The following is a 17965-nucleotide window of genomic DNA, read 5'->3' as shown; positions in this document are numbered from 1 at the left end:
GAATCGACGCAAAACGGTCAGCTCGCCACTTCTGGGGCCTGAGATCCAGGTCACATGGCTGGCATATGACAGGAATTCGGGCAGTTCTCATCACCCACAAGAGTGATGACGGAGGACAGACGTGTGCGCAGTGTTGGCGCCTGTCTGTTACAGAGTAGGCGAACAAGCATGCCCACGTCCCGGGAATGGCAACGTAAGCTGCACCCCATGGGTCACAAGCGATCGCGCCCCACCAGCAGCGGCGGCACCAGTTCCGCGCAGCAGGCCGCCAAGTTCCTGGGCGTCAGTGTCCTGGCCGGCGTCGTACTGGCCGGCATCGCCCTGCCGGCGGCAGGGGCACTCGGACTGAGCGCCAAGGGCACCGCGGCCGGATTCGACTCCCTGCCGGGCGAGCTCAAGCGACCGCCGCTCTCCCAGAGCACCCAGATCCTGGACACCAAGGGCGACCTGATCGCGACCGTCTACTCGCGCGACCGCAAGGTCGTGGGGCTCGACAAGATCAGCAAGTCGATGCAGCAGGCCATCGTGGCCATCGAGGACGCCCGCTTCTACGAGCACGGCGCCATCGACGTCAAGGGCATCCTGCGCGCGCTCAACAAGAACGCCCAGGAGGGCGGTGTCTCCGAGGGCGCGTCCACCCTGACGCAGCAGTACGTCAAGAACGTCTTCGTCGAGGAGGCCGGCGACGACCCCACCAAGGTCCAGCAGGCCACCCAGCAGACCCTCGGTCGCAAGATCAAGGAGATGAAGTACGCGATCCAGCTCGAGCAGGAGCTGGGGAAGCAGAAGATCCTCGAGAACTACCTCAACATCACGTTCTTCGGCGAGCAGGCCTACGGGGTCGAGTCCGCCGCCCGGCGCTACTTCAGCAAGTCCGCGAAGGACCTGTCGCTCACCGAGTCCGCGCTGCTGGCCGGCCTCGTCCAGTCGCCGAGCCGCTACGACCCCGTGAACGACCCGGAAGAGGCCAAGAAGCGCCGCGACGTGGTGCTGCAGCGCATGGCCGACATGAAGGACATCACGCAGGCGGAGGCCGACGAGGGCAAGAAGAAGCCGCTCGGCCTCAAGGTGACCCAGCCCAAGAACGGCTGCATCACCGCCGTGAACGGCGCCGGCTTCTTCTGCGACTACGTGCGCCAGGTCTTCCTCACCGACAAGACCTTCGGCAAGACCAAGTCCGAGCGCTCCAAGCGCTGGGACCAGGGCGGCCTCACCATCCGCACCACCCTCGACCCGAAGGCGCAGCGGTCCGTCCAGGACTCGATCAGCCGGCACGTGTACAAGAGCGACGACGTCGCCACCGCCGTGACGCTGGTCCAGCCCGGCACGGGCAAGATCATCGGGATGGGCCAGTCCCGCCCGTACGGCTTCGGGAAGAACCAGACCCAGATCAACCTCTCGGTCAACCAGGCCATGGGCGGCGGCGTCGGATACCAGCCCGGTTCGACCTTCAAGCCGATCACCGCGGCCGCGGCCATAGAGCAGGGCACCGACCCGGCGCAGACCTACCCGTCGCCCTACGAGATGCCCTACCCGAGCCCGGTCACGACCTGCGGCGGCAACTGGCTCAACACCGAGAACGCGACGGTGTCGAACGAGAACGAGTCCGAGAAGGGCCCGTACTCGATGAAGGAGGCGACCGCGAAGTCGGTCAACACCTACTACGTCCAGCTGATCAGCGACATCGGCGTCTGCCCGGTGGTCAAGATGGCCGACTCGATGGGCGTCCAGCGGGCCAACGGCAAGAAGCTCAGCCAGGTGCCCTCCCTCACCCTGGGTTCGCAGGAGGTCTCGCCGCTGACCATGGCGAACGCCTACGCGACCTTCGCCAACAAGGGCGTGTACTGCACCCCGGTCGCCATCCAGTCGATCACCGACGCGAGCGGCAAGAAGCTGCCGGTGCCCAAGACCGACTGCGAGCGGGCCATGACCGAGCAGACCGCGGCCACCCTGAACACCCTGCTCAAGGGCGTGGTCGAGGACGGCACCGGCCAGCAGGCCGGTCTGTCCGACCGTGACAGCGCGGGCAAGACCGGTACGACCGACGAGCGCTACGCCGCCTGGTTCGTGGGCTACACCAGCGACATGGCCGGCGCGGTCTGGGTCGGCGACCCGGCCCACAAGCGCCACATGACCAACATCACCATCGGCGGCGTCTACCACGCCAAGGTCTTCGGCGCCGACACCCCGGGCCCCATCTGGCGGGACGCCATGTCCGGAGCGCTGACGGGAACGACCTCCGCCAGCCTGCCGACGGTCGCGATCCGCGAGCCCGAGAAGCCCCGTGACCACGATGACGACCACCACGGCCCCGGCGACAACGGGGGCAACGGCAACGGCGGCGGCAACGGCGGGGACGACGGCGGCCTCTTCGGCGGGGTCTTCGGTGGCGACACCGCGGGCGGCGACGGCGGCAACGGCTTCACCACCGGTGGCGGCAACGGCCGCGGCGGCGGGAACAACGGCGGCCCCGGCGCCGGGACCGGCGTCGTCCCCGAGACGGGCGGCACCGGGGCGGGCTGATCCCCCGGGACACGACGTGACGCCGAAGGGGCGCCGGGACCGAACGGTCCCGGCGCCCCTTCCGTCGTCCGTCGTCCGCTGCCGGCGGCGCCGTCAGCCGCCGGCGAGCTGCTTGCGCACCTCGGCCGCGACCCGGCCGCCCTCGGCCAGGCCCGCGACCTTCGGGTTCACGATCTTCATGACCGCGCCCATCGCCTTGGGCCCCTCGGCCCCCGACTCCGCGATCGCCGCGGCGACGATCCCGGCCAGCTCCGCGTCGTCCAGCTGCTTGGGCAGGTAGGCGTCCAGCACGGCGCCCTCGGCCAGCTCGCGCTCCGCGGACTCCTTGCGGCCGCCCTGCTCGAAGGCCTCGGCGGCCTCCCGGCGCTTCTTCGCCTCGCGGGCGATCACCTTCAGCACCTCGTCGTCGGAGAGCTCGCGCGCCTCCTTGCCCGCGACCTCCTCCTTGGTGATCGCGGTGAGGGTGAGGCGGATGGTGGACGAGATCAGCTCGTCCCGTCCCTTGATGGCAGCCGTGAGGTCGTCGTGCAGACGCTGCTTGAGCGTGGTGGTCATGGCGTCGAGTCTGCCAGGTCGCCACCGGGAGGGCCGGAAATTTATCCCTGACGAGCCGTCTGCCACCATGGAGGGCATGCGCGCGCGATACGGAGTACCCCTGGGCATCACAGTCGCCGGAGCCGCCTGCGTGGCCTACGCGGCGGGAATCGAAGTGCGGTCCTTCCGCCTGCGCAGGGTCCGGGTGCCGGTGCTGCCGGCCGGGATGCGGCCGATCCGCGTCCTGCAGCTCTCCGACATCCACATGGTCAGCGGCCAGGACAAGAAGCGCCGCTGGCTGCAGTCGCTGGCCGGACTGCGGCCGGACTTCGTCGTGAACACCGGCGACAACCTCTCCGACCCCCACGGCGTCCCCGAGCTGCTCGACGCCCTCGGCCCGCTGCTCGACCTCCCCGGGGCGTACGTCTTCGGCTCGAACGACTACTACGCCCCCAAGCTGCGCAACCCCGCCCGCTACCTGATCGAGCGCGTCCGGGGCCAGCACGGCCTCAACGGCAAGAACGACCCGGCGATCGGCGTCACCCGCAACCCCTGGGAAGAGGTACGCGACGCCTTCGACGTGGCCGGATGGGTCGGGGTCAACAACACCCGCGGCCGCCTCAAGCTGGACGACGGCATCGAGATCGCCTTCGCGGGCCTCGACGACCCCCACATCCGCCGTGACCGCTACGCCGCGATCGCCGGGGGCCCCGACACGGACGCCGACCTCTCCCTCGCCGTCGTCCACGCCCCGTACCTGCGCGTGCTCGACTCCTTCGCCGCCGACCGCTACCCGCTGATCCTCGCCGGGCACACCCACGGCGGACAGCTGTGCATCCCCTTCTACGGTGCCCTGGTCACCAACTGCGACATCGACACCGACCGGGTCAAGGGCCTGTCCACCCACCGGGCCGCCGGGCACCGCTCCTACCTGCACGTCTCCGCGGGCTGCGGCACCAACCGCTACACCCCGGTCCGCTTCGCCTGCCCGCCCGAGGCCACCCTCCTCACCCTGACCCCGGGAGCCTGAGCCGCCCGCGAAAACCGGATTTCGTCTCCAGCGGGAGGTCCGCTAGAGTAATCCTCGTCGCGCCGGGCCGAAGGCCACGACGCGACACCGGGGTGTGGCGCAGCTTGGTAGCGCGCTTCGTTCGGGACGAAGAGGCCGTGGGTTCAAATCCCGCCACCCCGACTTCGTGGATGCAGATCAGGGCCACCTGGGAATTTCCCGGGTGGCCCTGTTGCGTGACCATCCGCGTGACGGACGCTCACGGTCAAGGCAACTCGGGGCGTACCAGCGCCTTGGCGAACGGTTCACCGCTGGAGCGGGCGTACGCCATTCGTTCGCGGATCTCTCTGAGAGTCGTCGGCCGGTAACCGGGACCACCGCAACAGCTCTTGTGGAACCGGACCCCCGCGTTCACGAGCACGGAAAGCACCCGCCAGCCGGCCCTGTCGTTGCGACGCGGCGCGGCGAAGGCGGAGCCCACGTGGATGAGCGGTTCAGCACAACGTGGGCACAGCCGTTCGTGGTCCCCGACGTACGGCTGCTTGTAGGAGGCTCTGCAGGGCAGGCAGACGTACGACGTCTTTGCATGGGGCATGCGCCGAGGCTACGGGTGGTACGGGCCGGGCTTCCACAGGATTCTCCGGCGGGTGCGCTGACCGCACCCGTGCCGGACACGGTCAGCGTCCGGCGTCGGCCCGGATTGCAGAGCCAAGGCCCCCCCCGGTCCCCGCAGGCCGACCGACCGGAGATCGCGTCCGGGCCCACGTGTAGCGTCATGTGGCTGCACGGCCCCCGGAGAAGCAGATGGACGACATAGCCGGCGCGATCGTGGGCGCCGTCTTCCGCGGTGTCGCGTCGCTGATCACGGACCTGGTCGGCGATGCGGTGCTGGAACGGCTGTCCAGGCCCGTCAGGCGGGTCCTCGGACGTCTCGGGCCCCGCCGGCCGGCCTCGGGCTCCGACGCCCCCACCCCGGCTCCGTGACCGCGCGCACCCCTGGGTGATCCGGCCCGGCTCGACAGCCGCACGTCAGCCGCAGACCGTGCCCGGGTCGGGGAGTTCGCCGTGGGCGAGGTAGCGGTCGACGGCGTCGTCGATGCAGGGGCTGCCGCGGTGGTAGGCGGTGTGGCCGTCCCCGTCGTACGTGAGGAGCCGGCCGGAGTCGAGCTCGCGGGCGAGGGACTGGGCCCAGGGGTACGGGGTGGCGGGGTCGCGGGTGGTGCCGACGACGAGGATCGGGGCGGCGCCGGGGGCGGCGATGGGGCGGGGTTCCTGGATCGGCGCCACGGGCCAGTGGGTGCAGAGCACCAGGAACGGGGCCAGCGAGGCGCCGAACTGGGGCGAGGCGCTCAGGAAGGCGGGCAGCGCGGCCTCGGCCTCGGCGGGGGTGAAGCGGGCGCCGAGGGTGGCGCTGAGGCAGTCGACGGCGAGCAGGGCGTCCGCGGCGTTGCCGGAGTCGTCCTCGTCCGTGCCGGCGAACTGCTGCAGGTGCGTGGTGTCGCCGGCCAGGGCCTGGCGCAGCATGGTGCGCAGTTCCTCCCAGGACGCCTCGCGCAGGGCCGTGATGACCGCGGTGAGGAGGTCCTCGCCGGTGACGGCGATGTCCTTGCCCTGGCGCAGCGGGCCGGCGTCCAGCTTGTCCACCAGGCCGTCGAGGACGCGGCCGGCCTCCGCGACGGAGTGCCCGACCGGGCAGTCGGGGCGGGCGGCGCAGTCGGCGGCGAAGGACTCCCAGGCGAGCTGGTAGCCGGCGGTGCTGTCCAGGTTCTCGTGGTAGCCGTCGATCGCGGGGTCCACGGCGCCGTCGAGGACCATGCGGCCGACCCGCGAGGGGAAGAGCTCGGCGTAGGTGGCGCCCAGGTAGGTGCCGTAGGAGTAGCCCAGGTAGTGCAGGCGCTCGTCGCCGAGGAGGGCGCGTACGACGTCCATGTCGCGTGCCGCGTCGGGGGTGCCGAGGTGGGGCAGCAGTTCGCCGGCCTGCTTCTCGCAGGCCTCGGCGAGGTCCCGGAACGCGTCGTAGGAGTCGGCGATCCCCGCGGCGTCGCCGGAGACGCGCAGGCCGAAGCCCATGGGGGTGGCCGGGGTGTCGGTGTCGCAGTCGACGGGGGTGCTCTCCCCCACGCCGCGGGGGTCGACGGCGACCAGGTCGTAGGCGGAGCGCATGGCGGGGGAGAAGGTGCCGGCGGCGGCGACCAGGTAGTCGACGGCGGACTCCCCGGGTCCGCCGGGGTTGACCTGGAGGGAGCCGACGTGGGCGGCGGCGTCGCCGGTGGCCCGTACGCGGGCGGCGGTCAGGGTGATGTCGCCGGCCTCCGGGCGGGAGTAGTCCAGGGGCACGCTCACGGTGGCGCATTGGAAACCGGGGACGTCCTGGCAGGACCGCCAGTCGAGGCGCTGCTCGTAGTAGCGCCGCAGCTCCGGGGGCACGCCCGCGGCGGGGTCCGCCGCCCGGCCGTCCCCGGGTGTCGCCGGCCGGGGCGGGACGGCGGTGGCGCAGGCCGCGGTCAGCAGCAGCCCGCAGGTGCTCAGCACCGCGAGCGCGCCGCGCAGCCTGCGCCGGGGTATCCCGTCGGTCTCCAGGACAGCGATCATCGCCACGCCTTCCTCGTGCGCCGTGTGACGGGAGCACCGGACGCGGCGCCGGGTCCTGCCCGGGGGCCGACGGGTCCGGTCGTGTCGCGGAGCGCTCGGACGCGCCCCCGCGACTCCGCTGCGTTATCAGCCCATCACACGTCGTGCGTGGCGGCGGCCCCGGGTGGGCCGAAGGGGTGAACCTCCGGGCCGCCCCGGAAGGGGTTCGGCGGGGCGGTTCAGCGGGGCGCGTAGGCGATGCGCTCGAAGGGCCAGTCGCGGGCCAGCCAGTCGCGGACGACGCGGTGGAGTTCGGCGTCCAGGGCGGCGTGCGGGGCGCTGACCCAGGAGCGGACGTCGACGGTGCCGGGCTCGGCGCGGGAGCCGTAGACGTACACGCAGCCGATGACCTCGCCGCCGGGCACGGACAGGACGGTATAGGTGAAGCCGGTGCGCCGCTCGAAGTCCTCCGCGTGCTTGCGCAGGTCCTCGAGGTTGGCCTCGGGGGTCATGCCGTCCGGCGGCGGCCAGGAGCGGCCCTCGAAGCCGGGGGTGGCGCGGATGTGGTCGATGCCGGCCGTCCAGGCGGCGTGGTCGGCGGCGTTGTGCCGCGGGCCGAGGGGTTCCAGGCGGAAGCGGTCGGTGGCGGGCGGCTCCGGGACGGCGAAGCCCGGTGGGACGAGGGGCTGTTCGGCGGCGGTCATGACGCGAGGGTAGCGGGATGCCGCCGGGGCCGTCGTCGCCGCGGCGGCGCTGTGCGAAGGTGGGGCCATGGGTGTCGCGTTCGTGGTCTTCATGACGCTGCCGGGCCTGGTGATCCTGCTGTGCGCAGTGGCCCTCGTCGACCAGGTGCTGCGCGCGGGGCGGTGGGCCGGGCGGAGCGGGCAGGTCTCCGCGACCGGCTTCGAGCAGCTGCACGCGAGCTTCTCCCCCGGCAAGCGGAGCGAGTTGGACGAGCGACGGGCGACGCTCCTGCTGCGCGACGAGGAGGGCGACGGCGCACCCCCGCGGTCGCGCGTGGACCTGGGCCGGGGGACGGCGCTGATCGTCGTTCCGGGACGTGATCGCAGCGGGTGACGACGCCCACGGTCCGCAGCGGGGCACGATCGGGTTTGATGGTGGCATGAGCGACGTCATGGCTGGGATGCCGGATTGGGAGAAGCGCTTCCGGGCGCCACGCGTCGGACTGCCGGAGTGGGCCGAGGACGCCCCCCACCGCAGCCTGTTCGTGTCGAATGCGACGGGTACGTACGAGCTCTACGCGTGGGACCGGACGACCGGGACGCAGCGGCAGGTCACCGACCGGCCGAACGGCACGTCGGACGGGACGCTGACGCCGGACGGCGCGTGGGTGTGGTGGTTCGCGGACACCGACGGGGACGAGTTCGGGGTCTGGATGCGGCAGCCCTTCGAGGGCGGTCCGGACGAGCCGGCCGCGCCCGGCCTGGAGCCGTCGTACCCCGCGGGGCTGGCACTGGGCCGCGGGGGGCTGGCGGTGGTCGGCCGCTCCACCGACGAGGAGGGCACGACGGTCCACGTCGTACGTCCCGGGGCGGAGCCGGTGGAGATCTACCGGCACGAGGAGTCCGGCGGGGTCGGCGCGCTGTCGGAGGACGGCACGCTGGTCGTGGTCGAGCACACCGAGCACGGCGACGCGATGCACTCGGCGCTGCGGGTGGTCACGACGGACGGGACGACGGTCGCGGAGCTGGACGACAGCGAGGGCGGCACGAAGGAACTGGGCCTGGAGTGCCTGGGGTTCGCCCCGGTGCCCGGGGACGCCCGGCTGCTGGTGGCGCACCAGCGGCGCGGCCGCTGGGAGCCGATGGTCTGGGACGTCACGGCGGGCACGCAGACCGCGCTGGCGATCGACCTGCCGGGCGACGTCGCGGCGGAGTGGTACCCCGACGGCACCGCGCTGCTGGTGGTGCACTCCTACCGGGCCCGCAGCGAGATCTACCGCTACGGGCTGGCGGACGGGGAGCTGACCCGGCTGGAGACCCCGGCGGGCTCGGTGAGCGGCGCGACGGCCCGGCCCGACGGGACGGTGGAGTTCCTCTGGTCGTCGGCGGCGGCGCCCTCGGAGGTGCGGTCGACGACCGGCGCGGTGGTGCTGGAGGCGCCGGGCGAGCGGGCCCCGGGCTCGCTGCCGGTGGAGGACGTGTGGGTGGACGGCCCCGGCGGCCGGGTGCACGCGCTCGTCCAGCGGCCCGCGGCGGGCGAGGGCCCGTACCCGACGGTGTTCGAGATCCACGGCGGGCCGACCTGGCACGACTCGGACGCCTTCGCGGCGGGCCCGGCGGCCTGGCTCGACCACGGCTACGCGGTGGTGCGGATCAACTACCGCGGTTCCACGGGCTACGGCCGGGAGTGGACGGACGCGCTCAAGCACCGCGTCGGCCTGATCGAGCTGGAGGACATCGAGGCGGTCCGGACGTGGGCGGTGGAGTCGGGCTTCGCCGACCCGGCCCGGCTGGTGCTCTCCGGCGGCTCCTGGGGCGGCTTCCTGACGCTGCTGGGCCTGGGCACCCGGCCCGAGCTGTGGACGGTGGGCCTGGCGGCGGTGCCGGTCGCGGACTACGTGACGGCGTACGGCGACGAGATGGAGGCGCTGAAGGCACTGGACCGCACCCTGTTCGGCGGTTCCCCCGAGGAGGTCCCGGACCGCTACGAGGCGTCCTCGCCGATCACGTACGTGGCGCGGGTCAAGGCCCCGGTCTACATCTCGGCGGGCCTGAACGACCCGCGCTGCCCGATCCGGCAGATCGAGAACTACGTCGAGCGGCTGGCGGGCCTGGGCAAGGCGCACGAGGTCTACCGCTACGACGCGGGGCACGGCTCGCTCGTCGTCGACGAGCGGATCAAGCAGCTACGACTGGAGCTGGACTTCGTCCGGCGCCACCTCGGCGGCTGAGGCCGCGGCCGGCCCCTCCTCCTCGGTGAGGCCGAGCTCGGCGTCGCGCCGGGACTCGGCCTCCCGCCGGACGAGCCGGAACCACATGAAGACCACGAAGCCGGCGAAGACGAACCACTCGCCGGTGTAGCCGAGGTTCTGGAAGGCCTTGAGGTCCAGGCCGGTGCCGCTGGGCGCGACCGGCGGCACGGCCCGCAGCGGCGCGCGGACGCCCTCGGTCTGGGTGATCCAGGCGCCGTACACCTGGTACGGGACGAGGTTGACCAGGGAGGCCGCGCTGATGATCCCGAGCTGCCCCCCGGGAAGTCCGCCGCGGTCGATCGCGCCGTCGGTGTCGGCGCCCTCGGGGGCCTGCAGGGCCCCGGTGACGGTGACCTCACCGGCCGGCGGCGCGGGCACGCCGGCGGCGGTCGCGCGGTCCGCGTCGCCGGGCAGCCAGCCGCGGACGACGGGCAGGACGGCCTCGCCGTCGCCGGTCCGCAGCAGGGTGAGCACGTAGTAGCCGGTGCGTCCGTCGAGCTCGCGGCCCGGTACGAGGAACTGGTGCGCGGCGTCGTAGCGGCCGGTGGCCCGTACGGCGCGGCCGACGGTCTCGGTGGTGACCGCGGAGGCCGGACGCGGCAGCAGGCGCTCCAGCGGCACCGCGTCGCGGGCGGCGGCCGCGGGTGTGTCCTGGGCGGCGCGGTGGCTGTCGACGCGCGCCTCGAACCGGCTCAGCTGCCAGCTGCCCATGAACGTGCAGACGACCACGGCGCACACCATGAAGAGGTGCCCGCCCAGCCAGCGGGGGGACAGCAGGAACCGGTACACGCCGTCCACGGTACGGGGCGGGCGCCCGGTCCCGGGAACCGCCCCCTGCTACGGGGCGGCGACGGCGCCGGTCTTGTACACCGTCCCCGCGCAGGCGCCGTCGATCGTCGCGTTGACGACGGGCGCTCCGGCCTCGGGGGTGTGGCTCAGGACGACGGCCGCCGGACCGGTCTGGCCGGTGCCGTTCTCACCCGCCGGGGGCGCGGACGCCTCGCCGGTCGGGCTGTCGGTGGCGGTCGCGGTCGGCGTCGGCGAGGACGGGGGCGTGCAGCCGCCCGGGCCGCCGGCGGCCGGGACCCAGGTGAACTCGACCCGGTAGCTCTGCCCGGGCTTGAGGATCAGCGCCTTGCCGAGGGAGTCGGGCAGTGTGGTGCCGTCGTTCGCGGTGTGGTCGACGACGCTGATGCGGGCCGCTTCGGCCGCGCCCTGGGCGGCGAAGCCCACCGAACCGCCGCCGTCGACGGTGCACGAGCCCTTGGAGACGTTCCCCACCTGGAACCAGCCGCTGACCCGGCCGGAGCCGTCGACGGCGCCGGCGTAGCCGGAGGCGTTGCCGAGGTCGCCGGTGGTGCACAGCGGGGCGTTGGCCGCGAGCGTGTCGGAGGGGTCCGCGGGGCCCGAGGACCCGGGGGTGACCTGCCCCTGGGAACCGCCGGTGCGCGTGGGGTCCGCGTCGGGACGTCCGTCGCCGTCGGACGGGCTCGGCGTGCCGGCGTCCGCGGCGGGACCGTCCGGCTCGCCGTTGGTGCCGCCGGTGTCCTGGGCGCTGGAGGCGTTGGCCGTCCCGGCTTGGGTGGAGCCGGAGATGTTCGCGGCGTGCAGGGCCGCGGGGACCGCAACCAGCGCGAGCAGGCACGCGGCCGCCGTGCCGGCCAGCAACTGCCGCCGGTGCGCCCGCCGGGCGGGGACCGCGCGGCGCAGGTGCTCCAGCGTGTCGTGGCCGGGCTGGATGCCGCTGACGGCGTCACGCATGAGCCGGCGCAGCGCCAGTTCGTCGGGGCTCAGCCGTTCCTCGGGACCGCCGCCGCTGATGTCGTTCTCAGGTTCCATACCGCCGGGTGGGTTCGGGTTGGTCATGCCGGGGCCTCCATCGCGACGCGGAGCGCCGCGAGACCGCGCGAGCCGTACGCCTTGACCGAGCCTATGGAAATGCCGAGGGTCTCGGCCACTTGGGCTTCGGTCATGTCGGCGAAGTAGCGCAGGACGAGCACCTCGCGCTGCCGGCGCTGCAGTTTGCGCATGGCCGCCTTCAGCTCGTCGCGCTCCAGCGCCTCGTACGCGCCCTCCTCGGCGCTCGCCATGTCGGGCATCGGCTTGGACAGCAGGCGCATGCCCATGATGCGGCGACGGAGCGCGGAGCGGGAGAGGTTGACGACGGTCTGCCGGAGGTAGGCGAGCGTCTTCTCGGGTTCGCGGACCCGCTTGCGGGCCGAGTGGACGCGGATGAAGGCTTCCTGGACGACGTCCTCGCAGGAGGCGGTGTCGTCCAGCAGGAGCGCGGCGAGGCCGAGCAGCGAGCGGTAGTGGGCCCGGTAGGTCTCGGTGAGGTGGTCGACGGTCGTCCCGACTGACATCGCGCCGTCAGTGTCGCCGCGGTCCGCGGGCGCCTGCACCACAGGCCAGGGCGCGATCACCGGGATCCCGCCGACTGCGCGCGACGGCCGCCGGACGTGCGGGCGCGCCGGGGCGCCGCCCAGCCCCACGAGGGGCGCTTCGATGCCGAGTGCCTCTGCCACGACTGTTGGACACGCGTCCCCCCGTCAGGGTTGTACGCCCGAGGCACCGTTTTTGGCGGTGCAGCACATATGCCCATGCGTACCAACTCTTCCCCAATGCCCCTTTTTGCTGGCGCTGTTGCGCCGCGCCCGGCCTGCAGCACAGTAGGGCAGTGCGCTGACACAAGGACGCTCCCTGTGCGTCGCGCGGTTGCGACACACAGGGAGCTGAAATTGTCTGGCGCCTACAGGCTTCCGATCAAGCGGTATAGACCAGGGATTTGGGTCACTCGACCGAAATCGAGGTGCTCAGCGGCCCGTTCCTCCGTAGACGACCGCTTCGTCGCTTTCGCTGTCCAGACCGAACGCGGAATGCACGGCGCGCACGGCCTCGTTGACGTCGTCGGCGCGGGTGACGACCGAGATGCGGATCTCCGAGGTGGAGATCAGCTCGATGTTGACGCCCGCGTTGGACAGCGCCTCGAAGAACTGCGCCGTGACCCCCGGGTTGGTCTTCATGCCGGCGCCGACCAGCGAGATCTTGGCGATCTGGTCGTCGTAGCGCAGCGCCTCGAAGCCGATGCCGCCCTGGACGCGCTTGAGGGCCTCGATCGCCTTCGGGCCGTCGGCCTTGGGGAGGGTGAAGGAGATGTCGGTCAGGCCGGTGGCCGCGGCCGACACGTTCTGCACCACCATGTCGATGTTGATCTCGGCGTCCGCGATCGCCCGGAAGATGACGGCGGCCTCGCCCGGCTTGTCGGGCACCCCGACGACCGTCACCTTGGCCTCGGATGTGTCGTGCGCGACACCGGAGATGATCGCGTGCTCCATGCCCTGCAGGTCCTCTCGCGGCTCGTTGCTGACCCAGGTGCCCTGGAGGCCGGAGAACGACGACCGGACGTGGATCGGGATGTTGTAGCGGCGGGCGTACTCCACGCAGCGGTGGAGCAGCACCTTGGAACCGGAGCTGGCGAGCTCCAGCATGTCCTCGGACGAGATCCAGTCGATCTTCTGCGCCTTCTTCACCACGCGCGGGTCGGCGGTGAAGACGCCGTCGACGTCGGTGTAGATCTCGCACACCTCGGCGTCCAGGGCCGCCGCCAGCGCCACCGCGGTGGTGTCGGAGCCGCCCCGGCCCAGCGTCGTGATGTCCTTGCTGTCCTGGGATACGCCCTGGAAGCCGGCCACGATCGCGATGTTGCCCTGGTCGAGCGCGGTCCGGATACGGCCCGGCGTGACGTCGATGATGCGCGCTTTGTTGTGGACGGAGTCGGTGATGACACCCGCCTGGCTGCCGGTGAACGACTGCGCCTCGTGTCCGAGGTTTTTGATCGCCATCGCCAGCAGGGCCATGGAGATCCGCTCTCCGGCGGTCAGCAGCATGTCGAACTCGCGGCCGGTAGGCATCGGAGATACCTGTTCGGCGAGCTCGATCAACTCGTCCGTCGTGTCACCCATCGCCGAGACCACGACGACCACCTGGTGGCCGCTCTTCTTGGCATCGACGATCCGCTTGGCAACGCGCTTGATGCCCTCGGCATCCGCAACGGAGGAGCCGCCGTACTTCTGCACGACAAGGCCCACGTGCGCTCCTCAAATCCGGTACTGCGTTCGGCTCAGTCTAACGAGCAGGCCGGGACGGACCCCTCAATACCACATGCTGAGATGTCGGGCCCACTCCGCGAGCCATCTGCCCATCGACACGCCGGGGTATGCACACCGACCGGCGTGCTCCCGGTCACTACGCCCCCGGCGCCACACCCCGGGACGACCACGCGCCCGCCCCCGGGAGGGGACGGGCGCGGTGACGTACGGGTACGGGTCCCGGTTCGGGTCCCGGTTCGGGTCCGGCTTCAGCGGCTGGGGCGCAGCCCCAGGGGCCTGGCGATCTCGGCGGCCATCACCCGGCCGGCCTCGGCGGCGAGCTTCTCCTCGTCGTCCGCACCGTGGTCGGTGTCCAGGCCGTCCAGCGCGTCCAGCGGGCTGTCCAGCCGCACATGGGCCACGAGGGACTGCAGGGCCCGCAGCGAGGCCGAGGCCGTCGGCCCCCAGTTGGACAGGTAGGAGAACTGCCACCACCACAGCGCCTCGCTGACCCGGCCCTCACGGAAATGCGCCAGGCCGTGCGCGAGGTCCGTCACCACGTCCGCGAGGTCGTCGGAGATCCGGCAGGCCACCGGCGTGCTGCGCGGCACGTACGGGTCGAAGACCTCGGAGTAGACGTCGATCGGCTCCAGCAGCACCGCGAGCCGCTGGCGCAGCTCGTCGGCGTCGGGCTCCGGGCCGATGTCGGGCTCGTAGCGTTCCTCCGGGACGATGTCCTCGTGCGCCCCGAGACGGCCGCCGGCGAGCAGCAGCTGGGAGACCTCCAGCAGCAGGTAGGGCACCGCGCTGTCGGGGTCGTCGCCCTTGGCGACCTCCCGCACCGACAGGATGAAGCTCTCGATCTGGTCCGCGATCGAGGAGGCGAAGTCGTCGGGGTCCAGGGCGTTGTCAGACATCAAGCAGCCGCCTTCCTTCAAAGGCCCGGCCGAGCGTGACCTCGTCGGCGTACTCCAAGTCGCCGCCGACCGGCAGGCCGCTCGCGAGACGGGTGACCTTCAGTCCCATCGGTTTGACCATGCGTGCGAGATACGTGGCCGTCGCCTCCCCCTCGAGGTTGGGGTCGGTGGCCAGGATCAGCTCGGTGACCGTGCCGTCCGCGAGCCGCGCCAGCAGCTCCCGTATGCGCAGGTCGTCCGGGCCGACCCCCTCGATCGGGCTGATGGCGCCGCCGAGCACGTGGTAGCGGCCGCGGAACTCGCGGGTCCGCTCGATCGCCACCACGTCCTTGGGTTCCTCGACCACGCAGATGACGGCCGGGTCGCGGCGCGGGTCACGGCAGACCCGGCACTGCTCGGCCTCCGCGACGTTGCCGCAGACCGCGCAGAACCGGACCTTCGCCTTCACCTCGCCGAGGGCGTTCGCGAGCCGTCGGACGTCCGCGGGATCGGCCTGGAGGATGTGGAAGGCGATCCGCTGCGCGCTCTTGGGACCCACGCCGGGCAGTCTGCCCAGCTCGTCGATCAGGTCCTGAACCACGCCCTCGTACACGCTGTGCCCTCTTCCCCGCCGGAACTAGAAAGGAAGGCCGGGGATGCCCCCGAGCCCCTGGGCGAGCGGGCCGAGCTTGTTCTGCTGCAGCTCCTGCGCGCTCGCGGTGGCGTTGTGCACGGCGGCGACGACCAGGTCGGCCAGCGTCTCCGTGTCCTCAGGATCGACCGCCGCGGGGTCGATGACCAGACCCCGCAGCTCGCCGGCTCCGGTCACGGTCGCCTTCACCAGGCCACCGCCGGCCGTACCCTCGATCTCGGTCTCGGCGAGCTCCTGCTGGGCCGCCGCGAGGTCCTGCTGCATCTTCTGTGCCTGCTTGAGCAGCTGCTGCATGTTCGGCTGACCACCACCGGGGATCACGGTCTCGCTCCTGCCTCACGACGTCGGTTGTGCGGGTAGGGCGAGCCTACGTGCTCGGGCGCCCGCTCGCGCTACCCGTACGAGGGAACGAGCGGCGCGCGTCGCCCGTTCCGCCCCGGCCGTGCCGTTCCCCACAGGAGGAACGGGGCCGCCGCCGCTACTCGTTGGCGATCTCCTCGATCAGGGTGGCACCCAGCTCGCGCACGATGAGGTCGTGGCCGCTGAGCGCCGTCTCGTCCAGGTCCGGGTCGTCGTCCTCGGGCATGTCGTACTCGACGGGCGGGGGCTCGTCGGCGACGGGCGGGTACGCGGAGGCCGCCGGCGCCGCGTTGACCGCGGCACGGGCCGCCGCCGCGGGGGCGGGCGGCGGTGCCGGGGACGGCCCCGGGTTCTGGGACTGCTGGTGCGGTTGCTGCGGCTGCTGGTGCGGCTGCTGCTGGTGCGCGGACGGTGCCGGGGAGGCGGGGGCGGGGCGGGGCCCGCCGGAGCCGCCGCCCGGTCCCGCCGGGCCGGAGCCGCCGGGGCCGCCGCCCGGGCTGACGATCGCCTCGATGCGCCACTGGACGCCCAGGGCCTCGCTGATCGCCTGCTTGAGCACCTCCTCGTGGCCGCGGTTGGCGAAGCTGTCGCGGGCGCCGGGGTTGTCGAAGCCGATCTGCAGCGTCGACCCGTCGAAGCCGACGAGCCGGGCGTTCTGGTCGAGCAGTATCCAGGTCACCTTCCGCAGCCGCTTGACCGCCTCGAGGACGGTCGGCCACATCTGGTGGACGCGCGAGGCGTCGCCGATGGGCTGCGCGGCGGACGCGGCGGGTGCGCTCGGTGCCGGGGCGGGGGGCTGCGCGGGCGTGGCGGCGGGGGCGGGCTCCGGGGCCGCCGCCGATGCCGCGGTGGGCCAGGCGCCGGGACGCTGCCCGCCGCCGGGGGCGGTGGCGGTCGGCCACGCGCCGGGACGCTGCGCGGCGGGGGGCTGCGCGGGCGGGGGCGCGGGAGTGGGCTCCGGGGCGGCCGCGGGGGCCGGCGCGGGTGGGGGGGCGGGGGCAGGTGCGGGGGCCGGGGGTGCGGTGAACGCGGCGGGTGCGGGGGTGGGCGCGGGGGCGGCTTCGGCGGGCCGGGCCGGGCCGCCCATCGCCGCGCGCGCCGCGGCGGGGCCGCCGCCGGGCGGGAGCGGCTCCCCGAACTCCACGACCGGGACCGCCGGGCCGCCCGCGGGCGCCGCGAAACCACCGGCGGACGCACGGCGTTCCAGCCGGTCCAGGCGGGCCTGCAGCGACCGCTCGTCGTCGTAGGCCGCCGGAAGCAGCACGCGGGCGCAGATCAACTCCAGTTGCAGACGCGGCGAGGTCGCCCCGCGCATCTCCGTGAGCCCGGCGTTGACCAGGTCCGCGGCGCGGCTCAGCTCCGCCGCGCCGAACACCCCGGCCTGGGCCCGCATCCGCTCCACGACGTCGGCGGGGGCGTCGATCAGGCCCTTCTCCACCGCGTCCGGCACCGCCGCGAGGATCACCAGGTCCCGCAGGCGCTCCAGCAGGTCGGCCACGAAGCGGCGCGGGTCGTGGCCGCCCTCGATCACCCGGTCCACGACCTCGAACGCCGCCGCGCCGTCACCGGCGGCGAAGGCGTCCACGACGTCGTCGAGCAGCGTGCCGTCGGTGTAGCCCAGCAGCGAGGTCGCCATGGCGTACGTCACACCGGCCTCGCCGGCACCGGCGAGCAACTGGTCCATCACGGACATCGAGTCACGCACCGAGCCGGCCCCGGCCCGGACCACCATCGGGTACACCCCGGCCTCGACCGGGATCGCCTCCCGCTCGCAGACCTCCGACAGGTAGTCGCGCAGCGTGCCGGGCGGCACCAGCCGGAACGGGTAGTGGTGGGTGCGCGACCGGATGGTGCCGATGACCTTCTCGGGCTCGGTGGTCGCGAAGATGAACTTGAGGTGCTCCGGGGGCTCCTCGACCACCTTCAGCAGGGCGTTGAAGCCCGCCGAGGTGACCATGTGCGCCTCGTCGATGATGTAGATCTTGTAACGACTGCTCGCCGGCCCGAAGAAGGCCTTCTCCCGCAGGTCACGGGCGTCGTCCACACCACCGTGCGACGCCGCGTCGATCTCGATCACGTCGATCGACCCCGGACCGTTGCGGGCCAGGTCGCGGCACGACTGGCACTCCCCGCACGGCGTCGGCGTCGGGCCCTTCTCGCAGTTCAGGCAGCGCGCCAGGATGCGGGCGCTGGTCGTCTTGCCACAGCCGCGCGGCCCGCTGAACAGGTACGCGTGGTTGACCCGGTTGTTCCGCAGCGCCTGCTGCAGCGGGTCCGTGACGTGCTCCTGCCCGATGACCTCGGCGAAGGTCTCGGGACGATAGCGGCGGTACAGAGCGAGGGACACGACTACGACGATATCGGCCCCCACCGACACCCGGGCCCGGCGCATGTGAC

General features: G+C 72.6%; 17 protein-coding genes and 1 tRNA gene. 6 read left to right on the top strand and 12 right to left on the bottom strand.

Features of this window, described 5'->3' with window-relative positions; all coding sequences use genetic code 11:
* Positions 1 to 207: 207 nt before the first annotated feature.
* A complete protein-coding gene (locus ACZ7MY_RS25180) occupies positions 208 to 2523 on the top strand; it encodes a transglycosylase domain-containing protein (RefSeq protein WP_499604942.1) in 2316 nt (771 codons plus the stop codon).
* 93 nt (positions 2524 to 2616) lie between these two features.
* Here ACZ7MY_RS25180 and ACZ7MY_RS25175 read toward each other — a convergent pair whose 3' ends face one another.
* Complete coding sequence (locus ACZ7MY_RS25175; RefSeq protein WP_499604940.1) at positions 2617 to 3078, bottom strand: GatB/YqeY domain-containing protein; 462 nt, start codon at positions 3076 to 3078, stop codon at positions 2617 to 2619.
* Positions 3079 to 3154: 76 nt separating this feature from the next.
* Here ACZ7MY_RS25175 and ACZ7MY_RS25170 point away from each other — a divergent pair, with 76 nt between their 5' ends.
* The gene (locus tag ACZ7MY_RS25170; RefSeq protein WP_499604938.1) at positions 3155 to 4087 is read left to right on the top strand and encodes a metallophosphoesterase; all 933 of its coding nucleotides are present in this window, start codon (positions 3155 to 3157) and stop codon (positions 4085 to 4087) included.
* Positions 4088 to 4175: 88 nt separating this feature from the next.
* Positions 4176 to 4249: transfer RNA gene (locus tag ACZ7MY_RS25165), tRNA-Pro, on the top strand.
* 82 nt (positions 4250 to 4331) lie between these two features.
* On the opposite strand, the gene ACZ7MY_RS25160 is transcribed toward ACZ7MY_RS25165, so the two are convergent.
* Entirely contained in the window at positions 4332 to 4661 is a 330-nt protein-coding gene (locus tag ACZ7MY_RS25160; RefSeq protein ID WP_499604936.1) for a deoxyxylulose-5-phosphate synthase, read from the bottom strand.
* Between the two features lie 209 nt (positions 4662 to 4870).
* Here ACZ7MY_RS25160 and ACZ7MY_RS25155 point away from each other — a divergent pair, with 209 nt between their 5' ends.
* Entirely contained in the window at positions 4871 to 5050 is a 180-nt protein-coding gene (locus tag ACZ7MY_RS25155; protein WP_499604934.1) for a hypothetical protein, read from the top strand.
* A 45-nt stretch (positions 5051 to 5095) separates the two neighbouring features.
* On the opposite strand, the gene ACZ7MY_RS25150 is transcribed toward ACZ7MY_RS25155, so the two are convergent.
* The gene (locus ACZ7MY_RS25150; RefSeq protein WP_499604932.1) at positions 5096 to 6658 is read right to left on the bottom strand and encodes an alpha/beta hydrolase; all 1563 of its coding nucleotides are present in this window, start codon (positions 6656 to 6658) and stop codon (positions 5096 to 5098) included.
* 218 nt (positions 6659 to 6876) lie between these two features.
* The gene (locus ACZ7MY_RS25145) at positions 6877 to 7341 is read right to left on the bottom strand and encodes a GNAT family N-acetyltransferase (protein WP_499604930.1); all 465 of its coding nucleotides are present in this window, start codon (positions 7339 to 7341) and stop codon (positions 6877 to 6879) included.
* 67 nt (positions 7342 to 7408) lie between these two features.
* On the opposite strand from ACZ7MY_RS25145, the gene ACZ7MY_RS25140 reads away from it, so the two are divergent.
* Complete coding sequence (locus ACZ7MY_RS25140) at positions 7409 to 7714, top strand: DUF6191 domain-containing protein (protein ID WP_499604928.1); 306 nt, start codon at positions 7409 to 7411, stop codon at positions 7712 to 7714.
* A gap of 46 nt (positions 7715 to 7760) precedes the next feature.
* Positions 7761 to 9551, top strand: coding sequence for a S9 family peptidase (locus tag ACZ7MY_RS25135; RefSeq protein ID WP_499604926.1), 1791 nt, complete (start codon positions 7761 to 7763; stop codon positions 9549 to 9551).
* On the opposite strand, the gene ACZ7MY_RS25130 is transcribed toward ACZ7MY_RS25135, so the two are convergent.
* The 8 genes from ACZ7MY_RS25130 to ACZ7MY_RS25095 all read right to left on the bottom strand — a co-directional run bounded on the left by ACZ7MY_RS25130 (position 9507) and on the right by ACZ7MY_RS25095 (position 17960).
* Positions 9507 to 10361 (bottom strand): SURF1 family protein, encoded by an 855-nt coding sequence (locus ACZ7MY_RS25130; RefSeq protein WP_499604924.1) that lies wholly within the window; start codon positions 10359 to 10361, stop codon positions 9507 to 9509. The two genes, ACZ7MY_RS25135 and ACZ7MY_RS25130, sit on opposite strands and share 45 nt — an antisense overlap.
* 48 nt (positions 10362 to 10409) lie before the next feature.
* Positions 10410 to 11438: a hypothetical protein gene (locus tag ACZ7MY_RS25125; protein WP_499604922.1), complete on the bottom strand. Its 1029-nt coding sequence runs from the start codon at positions 11436 to 11438 to the stop codon at positions 10410 to 10412.
* Positions 11435 to 11995 (bottom strand): SigE family RNA polymerase sigma factor, encoded by a 561-nt coding sequence (locus ACZ7MY_RS25120; protein WP_499605048.1) that lies wholly within the window; start codon positions 11993 to 11995, stop codon positions 11435 to 11437. The genes ACZ7MY_RS25125 and ACZ7MY_RS25120 overlap by 4 nt, the downstream gene beginning before the upstream one ends.
* Positions 11996 to 12385: 390 nt before the next feature.
* Positions 12386 to 13660 carry an aspartate kinase gene (locus tag ACZ7MY_RS25115; RefSeq protein WP_499604920.1) on the bottom strand — a complete coding sequence of 425 codons (1275 nt, stop codon included), beginning with the start codon at positions 13658 to 13660 and terminating at the stop codon, positions 12386 to 12388.
* A gap of 269 nt (positions 13661 to 13929) precedes the next feature.
* Complete coding sequence (locus tag ACZ7MY_RS25110; protein WP_499604919.1) at positions 13930 to 14577, bottom strand: DUF5063 domain-containing protein; 648 nt, start codon at positions 14575 to 14577, stop codon at positions 13930 to 13932.
* Positions 14570 to 15169: a recombination mediator RecR gene (gene recR, locus ACZ7MY_RS25105; RefSeq protein WP_499604917.1), complete on the bottom strand. Its 600-nt coding sequence runs from the start codon at positions 15167 to 15169 to the stop codon at positions 14570 to 14572. Before recR ends, ACZ7MY_RS25110 begins: the two co-directional genes overlap by 8 nt.
* Before the next feature lie 24 nt (positions 15170 to 15193).
* Positions 15194 to 15529, bottom strand: a complete 336-nt coding sequence (locus tag ACZ7MY_RS25100) for a YbaB/EbfC family nucleoid-associated protein (RefSeq protein WP_499604916.1) — start codon at positions 15527 to 15529, stop codon at positions 15194 to 15196.
* 157 nt (positions 15530 to 15686) lie between these two features.
* On the bottom strand, positions 15687 to 17960 hold the full coding sequence (locus tag ACZ7MY_RS25095; RefSeq protein ID WP_499604914.1) for a DNA polymerase III subunit gamma and tau: 2274 nt from the start codon (positions 17958 to 17960) through the stop codon (positions 15687 to 15689).
* Positions 17961 to 17965 lie beyond the last annotated feature (5 nt).

The sequence above is a fragment of the Streptomyces sp. NPDC111520 genome (genome assembly GCF_055635295.1).
This window is presented reverse-complemented; position numbering and strand designations above follow the sequence as displayed.

Excerpts from the sequence above, each read along its gene's own strand:
- ACZ7MY_RS25125 (WP_499604922.1), bottom strand. The coding sequence starts at position 11,438 with ATGACCAACCCGAACCCACCCGGCGGTATGGAACCTGAGAACGACATC.
- ACZ7MY_RS25160 (WP_499604936.1), bottom strand. The coding sequence starts at position 4,661 with ATGCCCCATGCAAAGACGTCGTACGTCTGCCTGCCCTGCAGAGCCTCC.
- ACZ7MY_RS25140 (WP_499604928.1), top strand. The coding sequence starts at position 7,409 with ATGGGTGTCGCGTTCGTGGTCTTCATGACGCTGCCGGGCCTGGTGATC.
- ACZ7MY_RS25175 (WP_499604940.1), bottom strand. The coding sequence starts at position 3,078 with ATGACCACCACGCTCAAGCAGCGTCTGCACGACGACCTCACGGCTGCC.
- ACZ7MY_RS25135 (WP_499604926.1), top strand. The coding sequence starts at position 7,761 with ATGAGCGACGTCATGGCTGGGATGCCGGATTGGGAGAAGCGCTTCCGG.
- ACZ7MY_RS25180 (WP_499604942.1), top strand. The coding sequence starts at position 208 with ATGGGTCACAAGCGATCGCGCCCCACCAGCAGCGGCGGCACCAGTTCC.
- ACZ7MY_RS25145 (WP_499604930.1), bottom strand. The coding sequence starts at position 7,341 with ATGACCGCCGCCGAACAGCCCCTCGTCCCACCGGGCTTCGCCGTCCCG.
- ACZ7MY_RS25110 (WP_499604919.1), bottom strand. The coding sequence starts at position 14,577 with ATGTCTGACAACGCCCTGGACCCCGACGACTTCGCCTCCTCGATCGCG.
- ACZ7MY_RS25150 (WP_499604932.1), bottom strand. The coding sequence starts at position 6,658 with ATGATCGCTGTCCTGGAGACCGACGGGATACCCCGGCGCAGGCTGCGC.
- ACZ7MY_RS25095 (WP_499604914.1), bottom strand. The coding sequence starts at position 17,960 with ATGCGCCGGGCCCGGGTGTCGGTGGGGGCCGATATCGTCGTAGTCGTG.
- ACZ7MY_RS25170 (WP_499604938.1), top strand. The coding sequence starts at position 3,155 with ATGCGCGCGCGATACGGAGTACCCCTGGGCATCACAGTCGCCGGAGCC.
- ACZ7MY_RS25155 (WP_499604934.1), top strand. The coding sequence starts at position 4,871 with ATGGACGACATAGCCGGCGCGATCGTGGGCGCCGTCTTCCGCGGTGTC.